This is a genomic window from Pseudomonas helleri, from assembly GCF_001043025.1.
GTDB classification, from domain to species: domain Bacteria; phylum Pseudomonadota; class Gammaproteobacteria; order Pseudomonadales; family Pseudomonadaceae; genus Aquipseudomonas; species Aquipseudomonas helleri.
This window is the reverse complement of record NZ_JYLD01000001.1, coordinates 452931-468780: the sequence shown is the minus strand read 5'-3', so window position 1 is coordinate 468780 and position 15850 is coordinate 452931. Positions and strand designations below refer to the sequence as shown.

The window sequence follows — 15850 nt, the reverse complement described above, 5'->3', positions numbered from 1 at the left end:
TTTAAAAGATCGCGAGGCAAGCTCGCTCCTACAGAGGCTGTGTGCGCTGCGCAATCACCATCATATTGCGCGGCGTCAGGCTGCTGTCGCAAAACTCGCCCACGTGCACGTCATAGCCGTGCTCTTGCAGGTACAACGCCCGATCCAGTACCAGCCACAGTTCCAGCGGGCGACGGAACAGGCCGCGTACCAACTCCAGATTGAGCTCGTGCGCCAACCGCTTCCAACCCGCCGCTTCAAGCGCTGCCCAGTCTTCTGTCCCGGTTGTGGATAAGTTTTTCAACGCCGCGAGATCTTCGCAGTACTGGGCGAACGGCTTGTTCAACCAGGCGCTGGGCAGCGAGGGTGTGGATAAGTATTCATCGCACTGGCGCAATTGGCGTTGCAACCCATCAAACCCCAAACGCCGTGCCATTGACTCATCGCGCTGACGCCGCACGCGGCTGCCGGCGGTCACGGTTTCGCTCATCGGCAAGCTCAGGTCTTCCAGCGATAACTGCAAAGCCGATGCCTTGGCGGCTGTGGATAACGCCGTGTAGTGCGGCGCGCTGATGCGGTTGTAGCAGCACGGCGAAAGGGCAAGTTGTGCACAGCCCGCCGCGCTGGCCAGTTGCAGCAGGCGCACGTGCAAATCACCACAGGCATGCAGGGCCACGGGGGTCATGCCGGGTTGCAGTTCAAGCGTCGCCATCACGTCCTGTTGCACATGCCGGGCATTGAGCCCATGCCGCTGGCTGAGCGCCAAACCGGCCTCGACCAGCGCCGGGTCGTATTCCAGGCACGTCAGTTGTTGCTCTGCGGTTATCAAGCGCCGGCCCAAATGGCCTTTGCCTGAGCACCAGTCCAGCCAATGCGTGGGGGTTTTCTTAAAGGTCAGGCTTTGTGCGAAGGCTTCGATTTGCTGCCATTTGCGCCCCGGCACATCTACTTGCAAGCGCGGCGCGGCTGGCGCCAGGGCCTGAACGGGTAAACGCTCAAGGCTGCTCAGTGCAAGGGCGGTGGCTGCCAGTGTCGCGAACGGGGCGGGGGCGCCTAGCTGATGAGGCTGGTTATGGCTGGCTTCAGCGTCGTGCAACGAGCGCTGGCGTAACCACCGGGACAGTTCAGGATGGTGGGCTTCCCACGGCATATTCAGCTGCGTGAATGGCCGTGGGCGCCACAGCGACTGGTGCTCACGTAAAAACGCGTCCAGCGCCTCAAAGCGGGCGAGCAGTTGCTCGCCCTCAAGGTTAACGGCCTTGGCAGGCATCGACGCGCAACCAGCGCTCCAGCAGTTTGAAGCCCTGGATCAGTACGAACGACATGACCAGGTAGATCACCCCGGCGATCAGGAACATGTCCACCGTCTGGTAGTTGCGGGCAATGATGGTACGGGTCATGCCGGTCAGTTCCAGCAAGGTCACGGTACTCGCCAGCGAACTGGCCTTGAGCATCAGGATCACCTCGTTGCTGTACGCCGGCAGGCCGATGCGTGCAGCACGCGGCAGCACGATGTGCAGCAGGGTTTTACCGCGTGACATGCCCAGGGCACGGGCCGCTTCGATTTCACCCGGCGGGATGGCCTGGATCGCACCGCGCAGAATCTCGGCGATGTAGGCGGCCGTGTGCAGGGTCATGGTGAGTACCGCACACCAGAACGGGTCGCGCAGGTATGGCCACAACACGCTTTCACGCACCGCTTCAAATTGCCCCAGCCCGTAATACACCAGAAACAGCTGGATCAGCAGCGGTGTGCCGCGAAAGAAAAAGATATAGCCGTACGGTAGCGAGCGCACGTACCACAGCTTGGAGGAGCGGGCGATGCCCAGCGGAATGGCCACGATCAAACCGGCGATGACCGACAGTGCCGTCAGCTCCAGCGTCAGGGTCGCGCCCTGGATCAGCTTGGGCAGCCATTTGATGAAGAGTTCCCACACCTGCATTACGTTCTCCTCACGAAGCCGCGTGCGGCGCGTTTCTCAAGCACGTGCAGGGTGCCCATGGCCAAGATGGTCAGGCCCAGGTACATCACGGCAGCCACCATGTAGAAGGTGAAGGGGTGTTTGGCGAAGGTCACGGCGTTTTGCGCCTGACGCATGATTTCTTCCAGGCCGATGACCGAGACCAGCGCGGTGTCTTTCATCAGGATCATGAACAGGTTGCCCAGGCCGGGCAGGGCGATACGCCACATTTGTGGCAGCACCAGTTTGGTGAAAATGCGCGGCTTGGACAGACCCAATGCCATGCCCGCTTCGCGGTGGCCTTTGGGGATGGCCAAAATGGCGCCACGAAACACTTCGGTCGCATACGCGCCAAAGCACAGGCCCAGCGCGATAACACCGGCAGCGAAGGCGCTGAGGGTGAGGTCGGGCATGCCGATCAGTTCGCCGAGGCCGCGTACCGCATTGACGCTGCCGAAGTAAATCAGCAACACCCAGAGCAGTTCCGGCACGCCGCGAACCAGCGTTGAATAAGTGCCACCGAGCCATTTAAGCGGCTTGTACGGCGAAGTTTTGGCCAATGCACCGAGCAGACCGAGCACCAGGCCCAGACACAGCGCAGTGAGTGCCAGTTTGACGGTCATCAGTGCGCCAGCGGCAAGCGCCGGGCCGAATCCGTATAAATCGATAGTCATGGGTTAGGCAGGCTTTGCTAGGGACCGGTGCTGCGCAAGGCAGCACCGGTCAGGCAGGTCAGTAGATGCTGAACGGGAAGTACTTGTCGTTGATTTTCTTGTAGGTGCCGTCTTCAACGATTTCCTTGAGGGCGAGGTTCAGCTTGGCGCGCAGTTCGTTGTCGCCTTTGCGCAGAGCAATGCCAACCTTGTCGTCTTCATTGACCGGCTCACCCTTGAACTCATAAGCCTGGCCTGCCTCGCTTTTGAGCCAGTCGTAGTTAGCGTATTTGTCAGCCAGCAATGCATCGACACGGCCCGAGGTCAGGTCAAGGTAGGCGTTTTCCTGGGTGTCATACAAAGAAATTGTCGCATCTGAACCCACTTTTTCATCGAGCCAGGTTGCGGCCTGGGTAGAACGCTGGGTGCCTAGTGCTTTGCCCTTGAGTGAAGCGATGTCGGTTTTGAAATCAACTTTTTTTGGAGCAATGAACTGCTGTTTGTTGGAGTAGTACGGGTCGGTGAAATCGACCGCTTGCTTGCGCTCGTCAGTGATCGACAGAGACGACACGATGAAATCGTACTTTTTGGCATTTAGCGCCGGGATGATGCCGTCCCAATCGGACGTGACGATCTCGCACTCGGCTTTCATTTTTGCGCACAGTGCCATGGCGATGTCCGGGTCAAAACCCACCACCTCACCACTGGCGTTCTTGTTGTTGAACGGAGGGTAAGCGCCCTCGATACCGACTTTGTACTTATCAACAGCCAAGGCATTAGCACTGAACACCAAGGTGGCGGCAGCAGCCAGGAGAAGTTTTTTATAGTTCTGCATTCGTATTGCTCCGTTAGCGATTGCTGGACATGAATTGTTTGCAGCGCGCTGAGACCGGGTTATCAAACACCTGGTCAGGCGATCCTTGCTCTTCGATCAGGCCTTGGTGCAAAAACACGACTTCGCTGGACACCTGACGGGCAAAGCCCATTTCGTGGGTGACCATGAGCATAGTGCGACCTTCTTCGGCGAGCGCGCGGATCACACTAAGTACTTCCTGGACCATTTCCGGGTCAAGGGCTGATGTGGGCTCATCGAACAGGATCACTTTAGGTTGCATGGCCAGCGTGCGAGCGATAGCGGCACGTTGCTGCTGACCACCGGACAGTTCCGACGGGTAGGCATGGCGTTTATCAGCGATGCCTACCTTGGCCAGCAGCGCTTCGGCCACTTCGATGGCTTCGGCCTTGCTCTGGCCCAGCACGCGGCGTGGCGCCTCGATGATGTTGTCGAGGATGGTCATGTGCGGCCACAGGTTAAAGTTTTGAAACACAAAACCCAGTTCGCTGCGCATGCGGTTGATTTGTTTGCCATCGGCAGCAACCAGCTCGCCCGATTTGGCTTTTTTGAGTTTGAGCTCTTCACCGGCAACGAGGATCTGGCCCTCGTGCGGGTTTTCCAACAGGTTGATACAGCGCAGCAGAGTGGACTTGCCGGAACCGGAAGAACCCAGGATCGAGATCACGTCGCCGTCGCGTGCGGTCAGCGAGATACCTTTAAGTACCTCAAGCTCGCCGTAGCGTTTATGCAAATTGCGGATTTCAAGCGCGGGCGTGGCCAAAGCCATGTGCGGTCCTCATTGTGTTCGGGTGCGATCCTGCTATTGGGCGGCCTTCCTGGCGAGGGCCAAGCTAGCATAGGGTCGCCAAGGCAACCAGCCGCACCACCAGCCCAAAAGGCACGAGTGTGGTCGTTTGTCGCATCGCGATAGAAGACTGTCGCGCCGACAACAACCAAGCCCCGTATTTTGCCGTTCGGCCAGAGAGGTGTCGCGTAAAAAAGGTCGCGATGTTGCCAGTTTTGGCCCTGTGTTGGAAGCACGAACCTACTAAAGGTCAAAGATGCGCACCGGTTTAGGGCCAGATGGGTAGATTTGCTTTTTTTTGGTGCGCGAGTTTCCCTGTAACTGAGTGTTACGGTAACAAATAGGCAAAAAGCCATTACGCTCAACAGGTTACAAACACATCGCAAATGCCTTACAGGCCGCACAAACCGTGCACCTGTCACATTTTGGCTCATTTATTGCGTAAATAATTCTAAACGCTCCGTTGGTTACTTTTTACGAGAAGGTAATCAAGCGCGGCGCTCGGAATGGCTTTCACTGCAAAGGTAGTCCCAATGAGCAATACACAAACCTCTAACGGCCTGGAGCAAGGGCTCAAGCCACGGCATGTGACCATGCTGTCTATCGCGGGGGTCATCGGTGCCGGCTTGTTCGTCGGCTCCGGACACGCGATTGCCCAGGCGGGCCCTGCCGTGCTGCTGGCCTACGCCGCAGCAGGCACGTTAGTGGTGTTGGTGATGCGCATGCTGGCCGAAATGGCCGTCGCCTCGCCGGACACCGGTTCATTCTCCACCTACGCCGACCGTGCAATCGGGCACTGGGCCGGTTTCACCATCGGCTGGCTGTACTGGTGGTTCTGGGTGTTGGTTATCCCGCTGGAAGCGGTGGCGGCCGGCACCATCCTGCATGCCTGGTTCCCGGGCGTGGAGATCTGGGTGTTTACACTGGTCATCACCTTGTTGCTGACCATCACCAACCTGTTCAGCGTCAAGAACTACGGCGAGTTCGAGTTCTGGTTTGCGCTGGTCAAAGTGCTGGCGATCGTGGGCTTCATCGGCTTGGGCCTTGCGGCCATCTTCGGCCTGCTGCCCACCAGCGGCGTCAGCGGTGTGTCGCACCTGGTCGACACCATCGGCTTTATGCCTAACGGCATGGGCGCTGTATTGGCCGCCATGCTGACCACCATGTTCTCGTTCATGGGCACCGAAATCGTCACCATCGCGGCGGCGGAATCCAAAGACCCGAGCAAGCAAATCACCAAGGCCACCAACTCGGTGATCTGGCGGATTGGCTTGTTCTACCTGGTGTCGATCTTCATCGTTGTGGCCCTGGTGCCATGGAACGACCCAAGCCTGGCCAGCGTTGGCTCTTATCAGACTGCGCTGGTCAGCATGGGCATCCCGAATGCCAAGCTGATCGTTGATATCGTGGTTCTGATCGCGGTCACCAGCTGCCTGAACTCGGCGCTCTACACCGCTTCGCGCATGCTCTTCTCCCTGAGCAAACGCGGTGATGCACCGGCCGCGGCCAAGCGCACCAACGCCAGCGGCACACCTTACTGGGCCGTCATGATGTCCACCGGCGCAGCCTTCGTGGCCGTGTTTGCCAACTACGTGGCGCCTGCTGCGGTGTTTGAATTCCTGCTCGCCAGCTCCGGCGCCATCGCGTTGCTGGTGTACTTGGTGATCGCGGTATCGCAACTGCGCATGCGCAAAAAGCGCACCGAAAAGGGCGAGAAAATCGAGTTCAAAATGTGGCTGTTCCCGGGCCTGACCTGGGCGGTGATCGTGTTTATCGTGGCCATTTTGACCATCATGCTGTTCCAGCCAGAGCATCAGGCTGAAATCATGGCCACTGGCCTGTTGAGCATTTTGGTGGTGGCGGCGGGCCTGTTGGTCACACGTCGTCGCAGTGCAGAGAAAGCGGGGGCATCGGTACTTAACTGAGGCCAGGACGGCCCTCAACGTTGAGTCCAGAAAAAGGCCGCCATCGTTCTCGATGGCGGCCTTTTTTGTGGGCGTTACAACCGTGTGCGGTCAGCTGATTTTAGGCACCGTAAAGCGGAACTCGCTGCCTTCGCCCGGCGTACTCTCGGCCAGCAACTGGCCACCGTGGGCCTTGATGATGCCCTGTGAGATGTACAGCCCAAGGCCTGTGCCCGTGGCGTTGCCTTCTTTGGCCGTCCAGTAACGGTCGAAGATATGCGGCAGTTGTTCGGCGGGGATGCCTTTGCCGGAGTCACGCACGCTGAACACGATGTCGTCGCCGTTGGACATGGCCGCCACCACGATTTTGCCGTCGGCCGGGGTGAACTTGATCGCGTTGCTGATCAGGTTGGACAACACCTGGAACAAGCGCTCAGGGTCGGCGTGAATCTGCAGGTCGGGCTCGGCGTGAAAGGTCAGCTCTACCTGCTTCTCGCTCGCCAGCGGCATCAGCAGCGACAGGGCCTCTTCAAATATCTGCGTCACGTCCAGAGACTGCGCCGAGATCGTGTAGCGGCCCGCCTCGATCTTGGAGGTGTCGAGCAAGTCTTCCAGCAGGATGTTCATGCGGCTGCTGGCCTGCTGCATGGTGTCGATGGCCGTGGTGATGCGCCTGGACGCGTGCGAGCCGTCGCTGCTGAAGGTCTTTTGCATCATCCCGCAGAGCATCGAAATGATCGTCATGGGGTTGCGCAAGTCGTGGGACACCACGGCCACCAGCTCGTCCCGTGCCCGCACCGCCTGTTGCTCGCGACGCACCTGGCGGGCCAGGTCGTTTTCCAGCGCCGAGCGCCTCAGGTCATTGGCGGCGAACAGGTCGCCATGGCTCCATTTGGTCGAAATGCCGTCCATTTCGACTTTCCACAGCTCGAACGAAGTCCGCGGGCTCAGGCGCAAACCGGTCTCGCTCGACTCCAGGTTGAGCGGCTTTCTCGGGTCGCCGCTCCAGGGAATGCTCTCTTTGACCTCGGTGCGAAACCACAGCACGCCATTGTCCACGGGCTTGGGCAGGCTCATGGCCAACAGGCCGCTGGCAATGTCCTTGTAGTCTGCTGCCGGGGCGAACAGCGTGGACAGGTTATGGGTGGAGAACACGGGCGCATCGTTTTGCTTGAACCACTGGTACAGCTCACGAATCTGCTCGGGCTTGGGGCACTGGCCATAACGGTGCAGCACGTTGTCTTCAAGAATGGCCACGCCGCTGGCCTGGGTCAGGTCCATGAGCAAGGCGTGTTCTTGTGCCAAGCCGTCGAAGACGTTTTCCGGGCCTTGCACCATCGCGCTGTTGAGGCGCACCAAGGCGTCCATTTTGGCTTCACGCTGGCGGCTGATCTCCAGGGTTTGCAAAGCGCTGATTTGCAGCGACAGCACCTGGCCGATGGTCTGGCAGGCCATGCGCAGCTCGTGCGGCACATGCAGCGGCGTGCGGTGGCCGCAACTGATCAGGCCCCACAAGCGGTCGCCATCCATGAGTGAGATGCTCATGGACGACAGCACGCCCATGTTCTTCATGTACTGGCAGTGAATCGGCGACACACTGCGCAATGTCGCCCCGCTGAGGTCCAGCGGTTGCTGCGTGTCGGGGCGCAGCCGGGGCACCAGCTCAACCGGTGTGTAGTCGGCATTCGGGATAATGCGCAACCAGTGCGTGCGGTACAGCTCGCGCGCCTGCTCCGGAATGTCCGAGGCCGGAAAGAACATGCCCTTGAACAGCTCCATCGACGGCGACGAGGCCTCGGCGATCACCTGGCCGTGGCCCTCTTCCTGGAAGCGATAAATCAGCACCCGGTCATACCCGGTCAGCGCCTGGATCTCCTTGACGCAAATGTCGTACAGCGCAGGCAGCGTCTTGGCCGCTTGCAGGCTTTGCAGCACGCGGCTCAGGTTGCGGATCTTGGCCATGGTGCCCACCAGCGCAGCCTGATCGGGCTTAAGTTCAAGCTCCAGAATCAGCAGGCCATTGTCTCTGTGCAGCAGACCTTCATAGGCAATGCCTTGCAGGGTCAGCTCCAGGGGCGGCACATCGACCTGCCCGGCGAACTGCGCCGCTTGCTCGACGATGGTCGACGCGTGCGGGCCGGTCAGGGTCGCCAGCGGCTGATCCAACAGCGCAGCCGGTGCCAGGCCGAACAAGTTTTCGACGTTGGCGCTGATCTGCTGGATGTGCAGGTCCGGCTCGGACAAGGTCAGCAGCAGGCCGTGGGGCTGAATGGCGCCCGGAAAGCGAATCGGCTCGTCGGCGCAATTGGCCAACAGGGTTTCAAAGGTTTGCGTATCTAGTGGGGTCATAACAACACCTCCTGGCGTTCGAGCCAGCGCTCGAAACAGCTAAAAGTGGAACAGGCAGCTTTGACGGCTTCATCGCATCCTTGGGCGTCCAGCGGAACGTCGCTCAGAAATTCCAGAAACGACTTCCACTGGCGGCCAGTGGCTTCGCCATACACGTAAAGAAAAGCGCACCCGTTGTGGGCGTCCAGGCCCAGGTGTTCAGCGATTCGTTTACGCAGCACATTGCCGCCCAAAGTAGCCCCTTCAAGCACATACAACACCCCGAGTACGCTGCCTTGGCTGTTCATGGCCGGCAGGGTAGGGCACTGTGCCAGGGTGCCGGGGTTGATGTTCAAGGCCTGGAGGTCTTGCTCCAGAGCGGGGGTCTTGAGCCTGGCGTGCAGATCAAAGCCCGGCGGGATCCATGCACTGTGTGAGAGTGCGTCTTCTATCGCCTGATAAAACCCGTAATAGGCTGCCAGTAAACGTGTGTAGAGCCCCGTATCAAGGCTGTCCGAGAAAAACGGCAAGCGCTTCTCCAGGGCGACATGCAGGGTGTGAGTACCAGAACGTAACTCGGTCAAAACCGAAGGCAGTGATGGGGTAAGCGTGTCATGTGGCATGCGGTGTTACGGGGCTCTCTGTGTGCGCTTATGAATAGGCGCTCATGTCTGTTTGAATGCGCCGTGTGTAAAAAGTGCAATTATTTTGCTAGCAGGTTAGCAGTTGGTTTTTTGTAGGAAACGTCTTAACTGCACACAGGAACGTTTTTTTTGTCGACAGAGAGGTACTCATGCTCGAACTACGCCCCAGTTGCGAATGTTGTGATTTGGACCTGCCGCCAGACTCCGCTCAAGCACGGATTTGCTCGTTCGAATGCACGTTTTGTGCGGCGTGCGTTGAACAGAAACTGGGCGGCATCTGCCCTAACTGTGAAGGCGAACTGTTGCCCCGCCCGCGACGCCCCGCGAGCAAACTCGCAAACAACCCGCCGTCGACAGCTCGGGTATACAAGCCCGACGGGTGTTTTGCCCGGTGAGGTTTAAGCGCTAGAGGCCTCGATCAGCGCTTGCTCGCGGTCGAGCTCGGCGCGAAGCTCGTCCTCGGTCGGCAAAATAAGCGTGTACTTGCTGGCAAACAGTTGCTCATTGCCATTGAGTACCGAGTAGCGCACCACCGAGGCATCTTTTTGTGCGCACAGAATGATGCCCACTGTCGGGCAATCTTCGGGACCGCGCTTGAGGTCGTCATACAGGCGCACGTACATATCCATCTGGCCAATGTCCTGATGGGTCAACTCGCCGCGTTTCAAATCAAAGATCACAAAGCATTTGAGCAAGTAGTTGTAGAACACCAGGTCGACGTAAAAATCTTTGCTCTCGGTGCTGATGCGCTGCTGGCGGGCAACGAAAGCAAAGCCTTTACCAAGCTCCAGCAAAAAGCCTTGCAGGTGATCGATCAAGGCTTGCTCCAGCCCTGTCTCAAAAAGCCCGGTAACGGTGGGCATGCCCCAAAACTCCAGCAGTACCGGGTCGCGTACAAATTCGCGTGGGCTTTTATTCAGCGGAGCCACGTTGGTTGCGGCTTCTTGCTTGACTGTTGTGCGGTCCTGGCTGACCAACAGTCGTTCGTAGTAAAGCGTGCCGATCTGGCGCTCAAGCGCGCGGGTCGACCAGTTCAGCGCGGCGCACTCGTTCATGTACCACTGGCGTGCACTGTCGTTTTCAACGCGTAACAGGGTGCGGTAATGGGTCCAGCTCAATTCGGTACGCACTGCGTTCCAAATTGGAAATCCTTGATAGAAGCCGCGCATGTGACGCAAGTTGCGTTCGTCAAAGCCTTTTCCAAACTCGAGTGTCAGGGCTTTGGCCAGCGTTGGTAGCAGTTGCTTGCCATAGGCGGCGCGGGCAGCCCCGGCTTGTTCGTATTCGATGATATGTCGGCCCATGTGCCAGCAGGTGTGCACGTGCAGCGTATCGACTACGCGCAGGGCCTTTTGCCGTGCCTGGCGAATCAGTTCACCCAAAGAACCCAGCAGGGGCGCTAAATCGGAGTCGCAAGGGACAGGTAGCGGAGGATTCATTGTTATTGCCGTGCATTGACCTAAAGAGCCAATGAGGATGTCACTGCCAATTCGTATTAGCTGCTGGTTTTTTGTGGGATATCTCCTTGATTTGACGGTGAAAATATTGGATTGGCGACACTCTGTAGGAGCGAGCTTGTCTCGCGATCTTTTGATCTTGGGATTCGCTCGCAGAGGCAAGGCAGGTGTTTACGCGTCAGGTATCAGCGAGTCGACCGTCGCTTTGGCCGCGCGCAGGGCGTGGCACAGCAGGAAGGCTTGATGGGCGTCGATCAGGGCGGTGCCGGTGGCTACGGCGTCCAGTGAGTGAGCGGCGGCAGACAGTAGTTCCGAGGCGCTGTGCAACGCATCGGCAGCGGGGATGTCGGGCCTGACGCTGAACAGCAAATGGTCGCGACCGGTTTCATGGAAAGCGAGGGCGGTGGTGTGGGATTGGGTCATGAGTGAAGCTCCGTTTACGGGTTGGAGCTACCACGTTCGTTTCCAAGCGAATGGGTGGCAGCTGTACGCAGGTTGGAAAACCGGGGTAAACGGAACCCGGCAGGCACGAAGCCTCCCGCGCACAGCCGCCATAAAGTGATATTTCAGGCATAAAAAAACGCCTGAAATACTGACTTTGGCGCTGTAGCACCGTTTACGATTCGGGTTTCCAAGCCCGGCCACGGGATTGACCGCGACGCAGCGGACTCTAACGTTCACACCCGCTATTGGCAATAGGCCCAAAAGCCCCTCACCCCAACCCTCTCCCGGAGGGAGAAGGAGCTTTACCGCGGTGTTTTCAGATTCAGCGCAGCACGGTCAGCGTGCAGAAAGCCTTCAGCATCCCCCAATCAGTCCCCTCTCCCTCCGGGAGAGGGCTAGGGTGAGGGCGCTTTAAAGGAACACACCCGCCCCGGCATCCCCGCCGCCAATTCCCCTTGTCGTAACCACTGCAACGCAATCGGCCACAAGCTGCCTTGAAAACGGCTATGAAAAAACGCGAAATGCCCAATGGCCGCTTCGCCGATTTCTTGTGGGTCTATGCGCAAGTGCGTACGCGGGCTGGCGCTGAAATGGCTCAGCAGGCGCTCAGTGGCTGCCACTGTGCCAAAGGGGTCGTCGCTAAGGCTGATGGCGAGGGTGTTGGCCGTGACCGATGAAAAGGGCAGGGCAGCCCGCTTACGTGCGCTGGGCAGCTGCTCGTAGCGCGTGCCCAGGCCGCACCAGTCGCCAACCACGCCTGCCGGGGTGTCTTCGAGCCAGCCCAGGCGTTTGCCCGGGAAGTAGCCGCACACCCGCGTCAGCAGCGGCATCACCCCATGCCATTTGGCGAGCATGGGCCAGCGCTGATCAGCCGCATAGTCGCGCCAGTGGGCAAACTGCGCGCCCACCGTCACCAGATTGCGGATCACCGCCCCGGACGCCCCCAGGCCCGCTGCACAGCCGCCAAAGCTGTGACCGACCACATCGACAGGTTGGCCGGGGTAGTCGCGCTGTGCGCGCTGGAGCAGGGCTTCAAAGTCGAGCGCGCCCCAATCTGACCATGACGCTTGAAACCCGCGCAGCGACCCGGCACGTGAAACCCCTATGCCCCGGTAATCAAACAGCATCACGTCCAGCCCATGGCTAAACAGGTATTCGGCAAAGCGCGAGTAATACGTGCAGCGCACCGACGTCGCTGCGTTGATGATCACCACTGCCCGCGTCGGGTCGCCAGTGCCATGGCGCCACTCAACACCGCCCAGCACATAACCGTCAGCGGCGGGCTCGGTAAACGCCCGGCTGACAGGTGGGGTCAGCGCTGCGGTCAGTGCGCGCTCCGGGTGTTGCGCTCTTGCAGCAAGCGCGAGGCCTCGACATAGGCTTTCTGGAAGGCCGGTGTTTCGATCCAGGCCACGGCGCTGTCTTCGTCATCGCCGTGAATGGCAATGCGGTACTCGATCAACAAGCCCATCAGGAAGTCCGTGGCGCTGTCTTCTTCCTCTTCGGAAATCACCAGCTCCAGCACCGGGTACTGCAGGAACACCGTGCACATCGCTTGCAGGTTAATGGCCTCGGCGGCCTTCATGACCTGGAACAGATCATCGTAATCGGCCGGGTCAAAACCGTTGTCGAGGATGTCCTGGAAGTTAAACGTGCTCAGATCGATTTTGACGTCATCGAACGGATGATCCATCAAGCTGCTGGCCGACGTTTTGGCCGGCTTGCCGATGCGGTTCTGCTTGGCCTTGGATTTGGCCCGCTGCGCATTCTTTTGCTGTTTTTTAGGCGATGACATTGGAAAGGGGTGTCCTTTGCGGCTAAGGCGGTTATTGAACCTCAGGTCTTGGGGATCACCAAGCACGGATCGTACAAAGGGTTGATTTTGGCGGATAAGAGGGCGGATCTGGCGCTGCTCACGAGCAGGTCAGCTGTGGTTATAAAGATCGCCGAAGTTTTGTTCTATCCAGAGGATATGCAGAACCCTGCCGTCTCGAAACCCAACAAAAGGTAATTTCCCTTTCCACCTGAAAACCAGAAGGTTCACGTCCTCTGTGACGCAAGGGGGGATTTTCGCCTTGATTTGAGTGCACGGCATACGCTCAGTGCCTAGCCCATGCCGGGGTGCCGAATTGATTTGAGACCAGGACATTCGGCTCAGGGTATACAGCGCGTCCATGAACAGACCACGGTCCGAGCGGTCGGCGATCACCGATACACAATGGCTTTTCTGTAAATGCTCAAGTGAAAATATCGGTGGAAGCTGTTCAGGGCTTCGCGCTGTGGGCACATCCTTGGGCCTGAGTAGCGTGCTGTGTTTGGCAGGTGTAGACCGAATCCGTTTGGTCATGGCTCACTCAATGTACAACTTGGGTTTGAAAAAAACGGGTCATTGAGTCTCGATGAATGACCTGATTGCTCCCCTCCCGATAGCTTTCACGCCAAGGGGATTCGTCATGCGTCAATTGGCGAAGCCGCCAAGCCGAATACTGCCCATAGAACTCATAGACCTCATCCAGCAGTTCGCGCTCTTGTGCGGTAAAAATGTCAAGGTCAAACGCTACCGGGTGAGGAATGTGGCCAGACCCGAAGTCTTTGTAGTGGTGGTAAAGCGCCGGGACGACGGGACCATGCAGCCACGCTTCAATGTGTTCATCGAAAAGTGGACGCCCACTGAGCGCAAGGCTGAAGCCCTGAGCGTAATAAACCAGCTTTTGCAGCTTGAGATTTGAAATGAGATCGCCAGCATCCTCGCTGGATTGAGCAAGGAAATACTTGGCTACATCAAAGCAGCTGTGCATCACCTCTCCTTGAATGTGCGGTTGCACTGAATTGCGCAACCTGAAGGTATCGGACGGACGATTATCGTCGCGACCCTATAACTCTCAATTGAATATCGGGTTTGCGCCACGTTTTGCTGAGTAAAAAAGGGCAGTGCTCGCCGTTCTCAGATAAACGGTCGGCTGAATCTTCCCAAGGAAATTTCCGGGCCAGTATTTGTAAGACTCGGCTTGGAGTTGAGAGGGATTTGTGTGGTTGGCTTAGGGATGAGCGTGCCTGATAAATACCAAGAGCTTGTAGGTATTCGCCGCGCTAAAGGATGGTGGTGACCTCTTTTCGGTAATGAAGCTTTTGGGAGGGAAGACAAACCAAAAATTATGACCAAACCACAGAAAGCAAAAAACCCGCACTAGGCGGGTTTTTTGTGTGCTTTGGCGTGGCGTGAACACCACATCAAAGCTGAATGTGGTGCCCAGAGACGGAATCGAACCGCCGACACGGGGATTTTCAAAACCTGTGAAAGCTCTGGCGCATTCGAAAAACGACTGGACTTCCTGGCCTAATCTGAAATATCTCGCGATTTTTTCGGCCAGAAACCGGCCAGATGGTGTCAAAACCTTCCGAAAGTTCCGGAGGAGCACCGGAGAGATGTGGGCTGATTGCTTCTGTTTTTCTCAACGCACCGCGCGCACCGCGTGATATTTGTGCAAACAAAAAAACTATCATCCTACTCATGCCACCCGAATTACGAGTGGGCGTGCAGATGATACTTTTGTGCTACTTAGCTATTGCAGACTTCCACTCTAATCCAGGATATTTTGTGTCAAGTATTGAGGCCAGTTTTGTAAAAGTGGTGATGTTATGGCGTCTGCCGGTCGCTAGGTATGCTGTAAGTTTGTGGCAGTTATTACTTATTAGGTGATAGCCGTAGTCTGTCTCGACAGCCTCCCTAGCGCGCTTTGCAATTTCAGGGCTAGCAATGACTTTGCCTTTCACGCATGCGGCGTAAAGAGTCACGCCAGATCTCAGTGTTGAGGAATTGGTAAACTCTTTTATTGAAACCTTTCTAATACGGCCACACCCATTTCGCTCAACAATTCGGTTTCTGCCTATATAGATACCTGTATGATCCAGAGTTCCCATAGCAAGATCGCAGGCCACAATCGAACCTGGTCGCAAAATGCACTGAGTTCCACTGAGTTCTTCATATATAGTATTTATAGCGCTCCGTGATATTTTCTTATCTTTTTTATAGGTTCTTATTAATGCTCGATGCGGAAACGCTAAGTTGAGAATTATATCTAGTGTCTTCATGTTTTTGATCTCTGCATAGACTGGTAGGCAAGTCTTTCTTGTGGTTTTTAGAGGTTTAAATTTACTAGTAGTTTCTTTCATGCGTATCAGAGTAGATTGAATTCTTAGTGGCAGTAATTTTTTGCTCTCAGAAATTATTCCTCGAAAAATTAGCTAATCTTTAGCGTTTAACATATGAGGTCCATATCTATCCTGTGATGTAGGCTCTTTGGATTTGATGTCAAAATGATATCATTGCTAGATATCAAGGTGCCAGCCCAGATAAAATTCACGCTTTTTACCGAGTCGCTAATGGATGGCGTCAAGCGCTGGTTTCGAGCATGTCGGACGTTTCTGCAGGTCGTAGGTGTGAGTCGTGTATTGAAATTACAGGTTTGGACCAGATGTTCGTATCAAATCCATGGTTTTTGATTGTTTTTTATAATCGCATGAGGTTTTCTAATGTTTTTTTACTATGTATTTTCTGATATTAATTTCCGGTTTCCCTTGGATCTCTAGGGGGAAACGGGGTCGACTCGTTTTGCCCTAGAGTTATAGGGGATTTTACTAGAGAAAAGGTTTTTAGCCTGAAAGTCCTGGAGAGAACCAGTTTTGCTTCTATAAAAAAACTTCTGGAAGTTAATGCCTGCTGTTCTTGCTGAAAATTCAGCCCCTCTTGTAAAAATTAATCGGCTTGATAATATTCATCTCAAGCGGTCAGGTACCTGTTGTAATCTGTCTGCCGTAATATTCTTATTGTAAGTGTCTA

At 56.6% G+C, this 15850-nt stretch carries 15 protein-coding genes; 2 read left to right on the top strand and 13 right to left on the bottom strand.

Annotation, left to right across the window (positions count from 1 at the left end):
* Window positions 1-28 precede the first annotated feature (28 nt).
* From TU84_RS02005 to TU84_RS01985, 5 genes are read right to left on the bottom strand one after another with little or no spacing between them, the layout of a single operon-like run.
* The gene (locus tag TU84_RS02005) at window positions 29-1249 is read right to left on the bottom strand and encodes a methyltransferase (RefSeq protein WP_048366819.1); all 1221 of its coding nucleotides are present in this window, start codon (window positions 1247-1249) and stop codon (window positions 29-31) included.
* Window positions 1230-1922, bottom strand: a complete 693-nt coding sequence (locus TU84_RS02000) for an ABC transporter permease (protein WP_048366818.1) — start codon at window positions 1920-1922, stop codon at window positions 1230-1232. Before TU84_RS02000 ends, TU84_RS02005 begins: the two co-directional genes overlap by 20 nt.
* The gene (locus TU84_RS01995; RefSeq protein WP_048366817.1) at window positions 1922-2614 is read right to left on the bottom strand and encodes an ABC transporter permease; all 693 of its coding nucleotides are present in this window, start codon (window positions 2612-2614) and stop codon (window positions 1922-1924) included. The genes TU84_RS02000 and TU84_RS01995 overlap by 1 nt, the downstream gene beginning before the upstream one ends.
* Before the next feature lie 58 nt (window positions 2615-2672).
* Window positions 2673-3428: an ABC transporter substrate-binding protein gene (locus TU84_RS01990; RefSeq protein ID WP_048366816.1), complete on the bottom strand. Its 756-nt coding sequence runs from the start codon at window positions 3426-3428 to the stop codon at window positions 2673-2675.
* Between the two features lie 13 nt (window positions 3429-3441).
* Window positions 3442-4215, bottom strand: coding sequence for an ABC transporter ATP-binding protein (locus TU84_RS01985; RefSeq protein ID WP_048366815.1), 774 nt, complete (start codon window positions 4213-4215; stop codon window positions 3442-3444).
* Between the two features lie 551 nt (window positions 4216-4766).
* On the opposite strand from TU84_RS01985, the gene gabP reads away from it, so the two are divergent.
* Window positions 4767-6158: a GABA permease gene (gabP, locus tag TU84_RS01980; protein ID WP_048366814.1), complete on the top strand. Its 1392-nt coding sequence runs from the start codon at window positions 4767-4769 to the stop codon at window positions 6156-6158.
* Window positions 6159-6248: 90 nt separating this feature from the next.
* Here gabP and TU84_RS01975 read toward each other — a convergent pair whose 3' ends face one another.
* A complete protein-coding gene (locus tag TU84_RS01975; RefSeq protein WP_048366813.1) occupies window positions 6249-8486 on the bottom strand; it encodes an ATP-binding protein in 2238 nt (745 codons plus the stop codon).
* Window positions 8483-9088 (bottom strand): biliverdin-producing heme oxygenase, encoded by a 606-nt coding sequence (locus tag TU84_RS01970; RefSeq protein WP_048366812.1) that lies wholly within the window; start codon window positions 9086-9088, stop codon window positions 8483-8485. Before TU84_RS01970 ends, TU84_RS01975 begins: the two co-directional genes overlap by 4 nt.
* 170 nt (window positions 9089-9258) lie before the next feature.
* Between TU84_RS01970 and TU84_RS25380 the strand changes: the two genes are divergently transcribed.
* On the top strand, window positions 9259-9504 hold the full coding sequence (locus TU84_RS25380) for a DUF1272 domain-containing protein (protein ID WP_082148605.1): 246 nt from the start codon (window positions 9259-9261) through the stop codon (window positions 9502-9504).
* A 3-nt stretch (window positions 9505-9507) separates the two neighbouring features.
* On the opposite strand, the gene TU84_RS01965 is transcribed toward TU84_RS25380, so the two are convergent.
* The 6 genes from TU84_RS01965 to TU84_RS25985 form a co-directional block, all read right to left on the bottom strand.
* Window positions 9508-10548: a PDDEXK nuclease domain-containing protein gene (locus TU84_RS01965; protein ID WP_048366811.1), complete on the bottom strand. Its 1041-nt coding sequence runs from the start codon at window positions 10546-10548 to the stop codon at window positions 9508-9510.
* A gap of 189 nt (window positions 10549-10737) precedes the next feature.
* Entirely contained in the window at window positions 10738-10989 is a 252-nt protein-coding gene (locus TU84_RS01960; RefSeq protein ID WP_048366810.1) for a DUF3077 domain-containing protein, read from the bottom strand.
* A gap of 416 nt (window positions 10990-11405) precedes the next feature.
* Window positions 11406-12275, bottom strand: coding sequence for an alpha/beta hydrolase family protein (locus TU84_RS01955; protein ID WP_048366809.1), 870 nt, complete (start codon window positions 12273-12275; stop codon window positions 11406-11408).
* Window positions 12276-12334: 59 nt separating this feature from the next.
* A complete protein-coding gene (locus TU84_RS01950; protein WP_048366808.1) occupies window positions 12335-12805 on the bottom strand; it encodes a hypothetical protein in 471 nt (156 codons plus the stop codon).
* A 559-nt stretch (window positions 12806-13364) separates the two neighbouring features.
* Window positions 13365-13808, bottom strand: coding sequence for a Panacea domain-containing protein (locus TU84_RS01940; RefSeq protein ID WP_048366806.1), 444 nt, complete (start codon window positions 13806-13808; stop codon window positions 13365-13367).
* 757 nt (window positions 13809-14565) lie between these two features.
* Complete coding sequence (locus tag TU84_RS25985; RefSeq protein ID WP_157403781.1) at window positions 14566-15102, bottom strand: C40 family peptidase; 537 nt, start codon at window positions 15100-15102, stop codon at window positions 14566-14568.
* Window positions 15103-15850 lie beyond the last annotated feature (748 nt).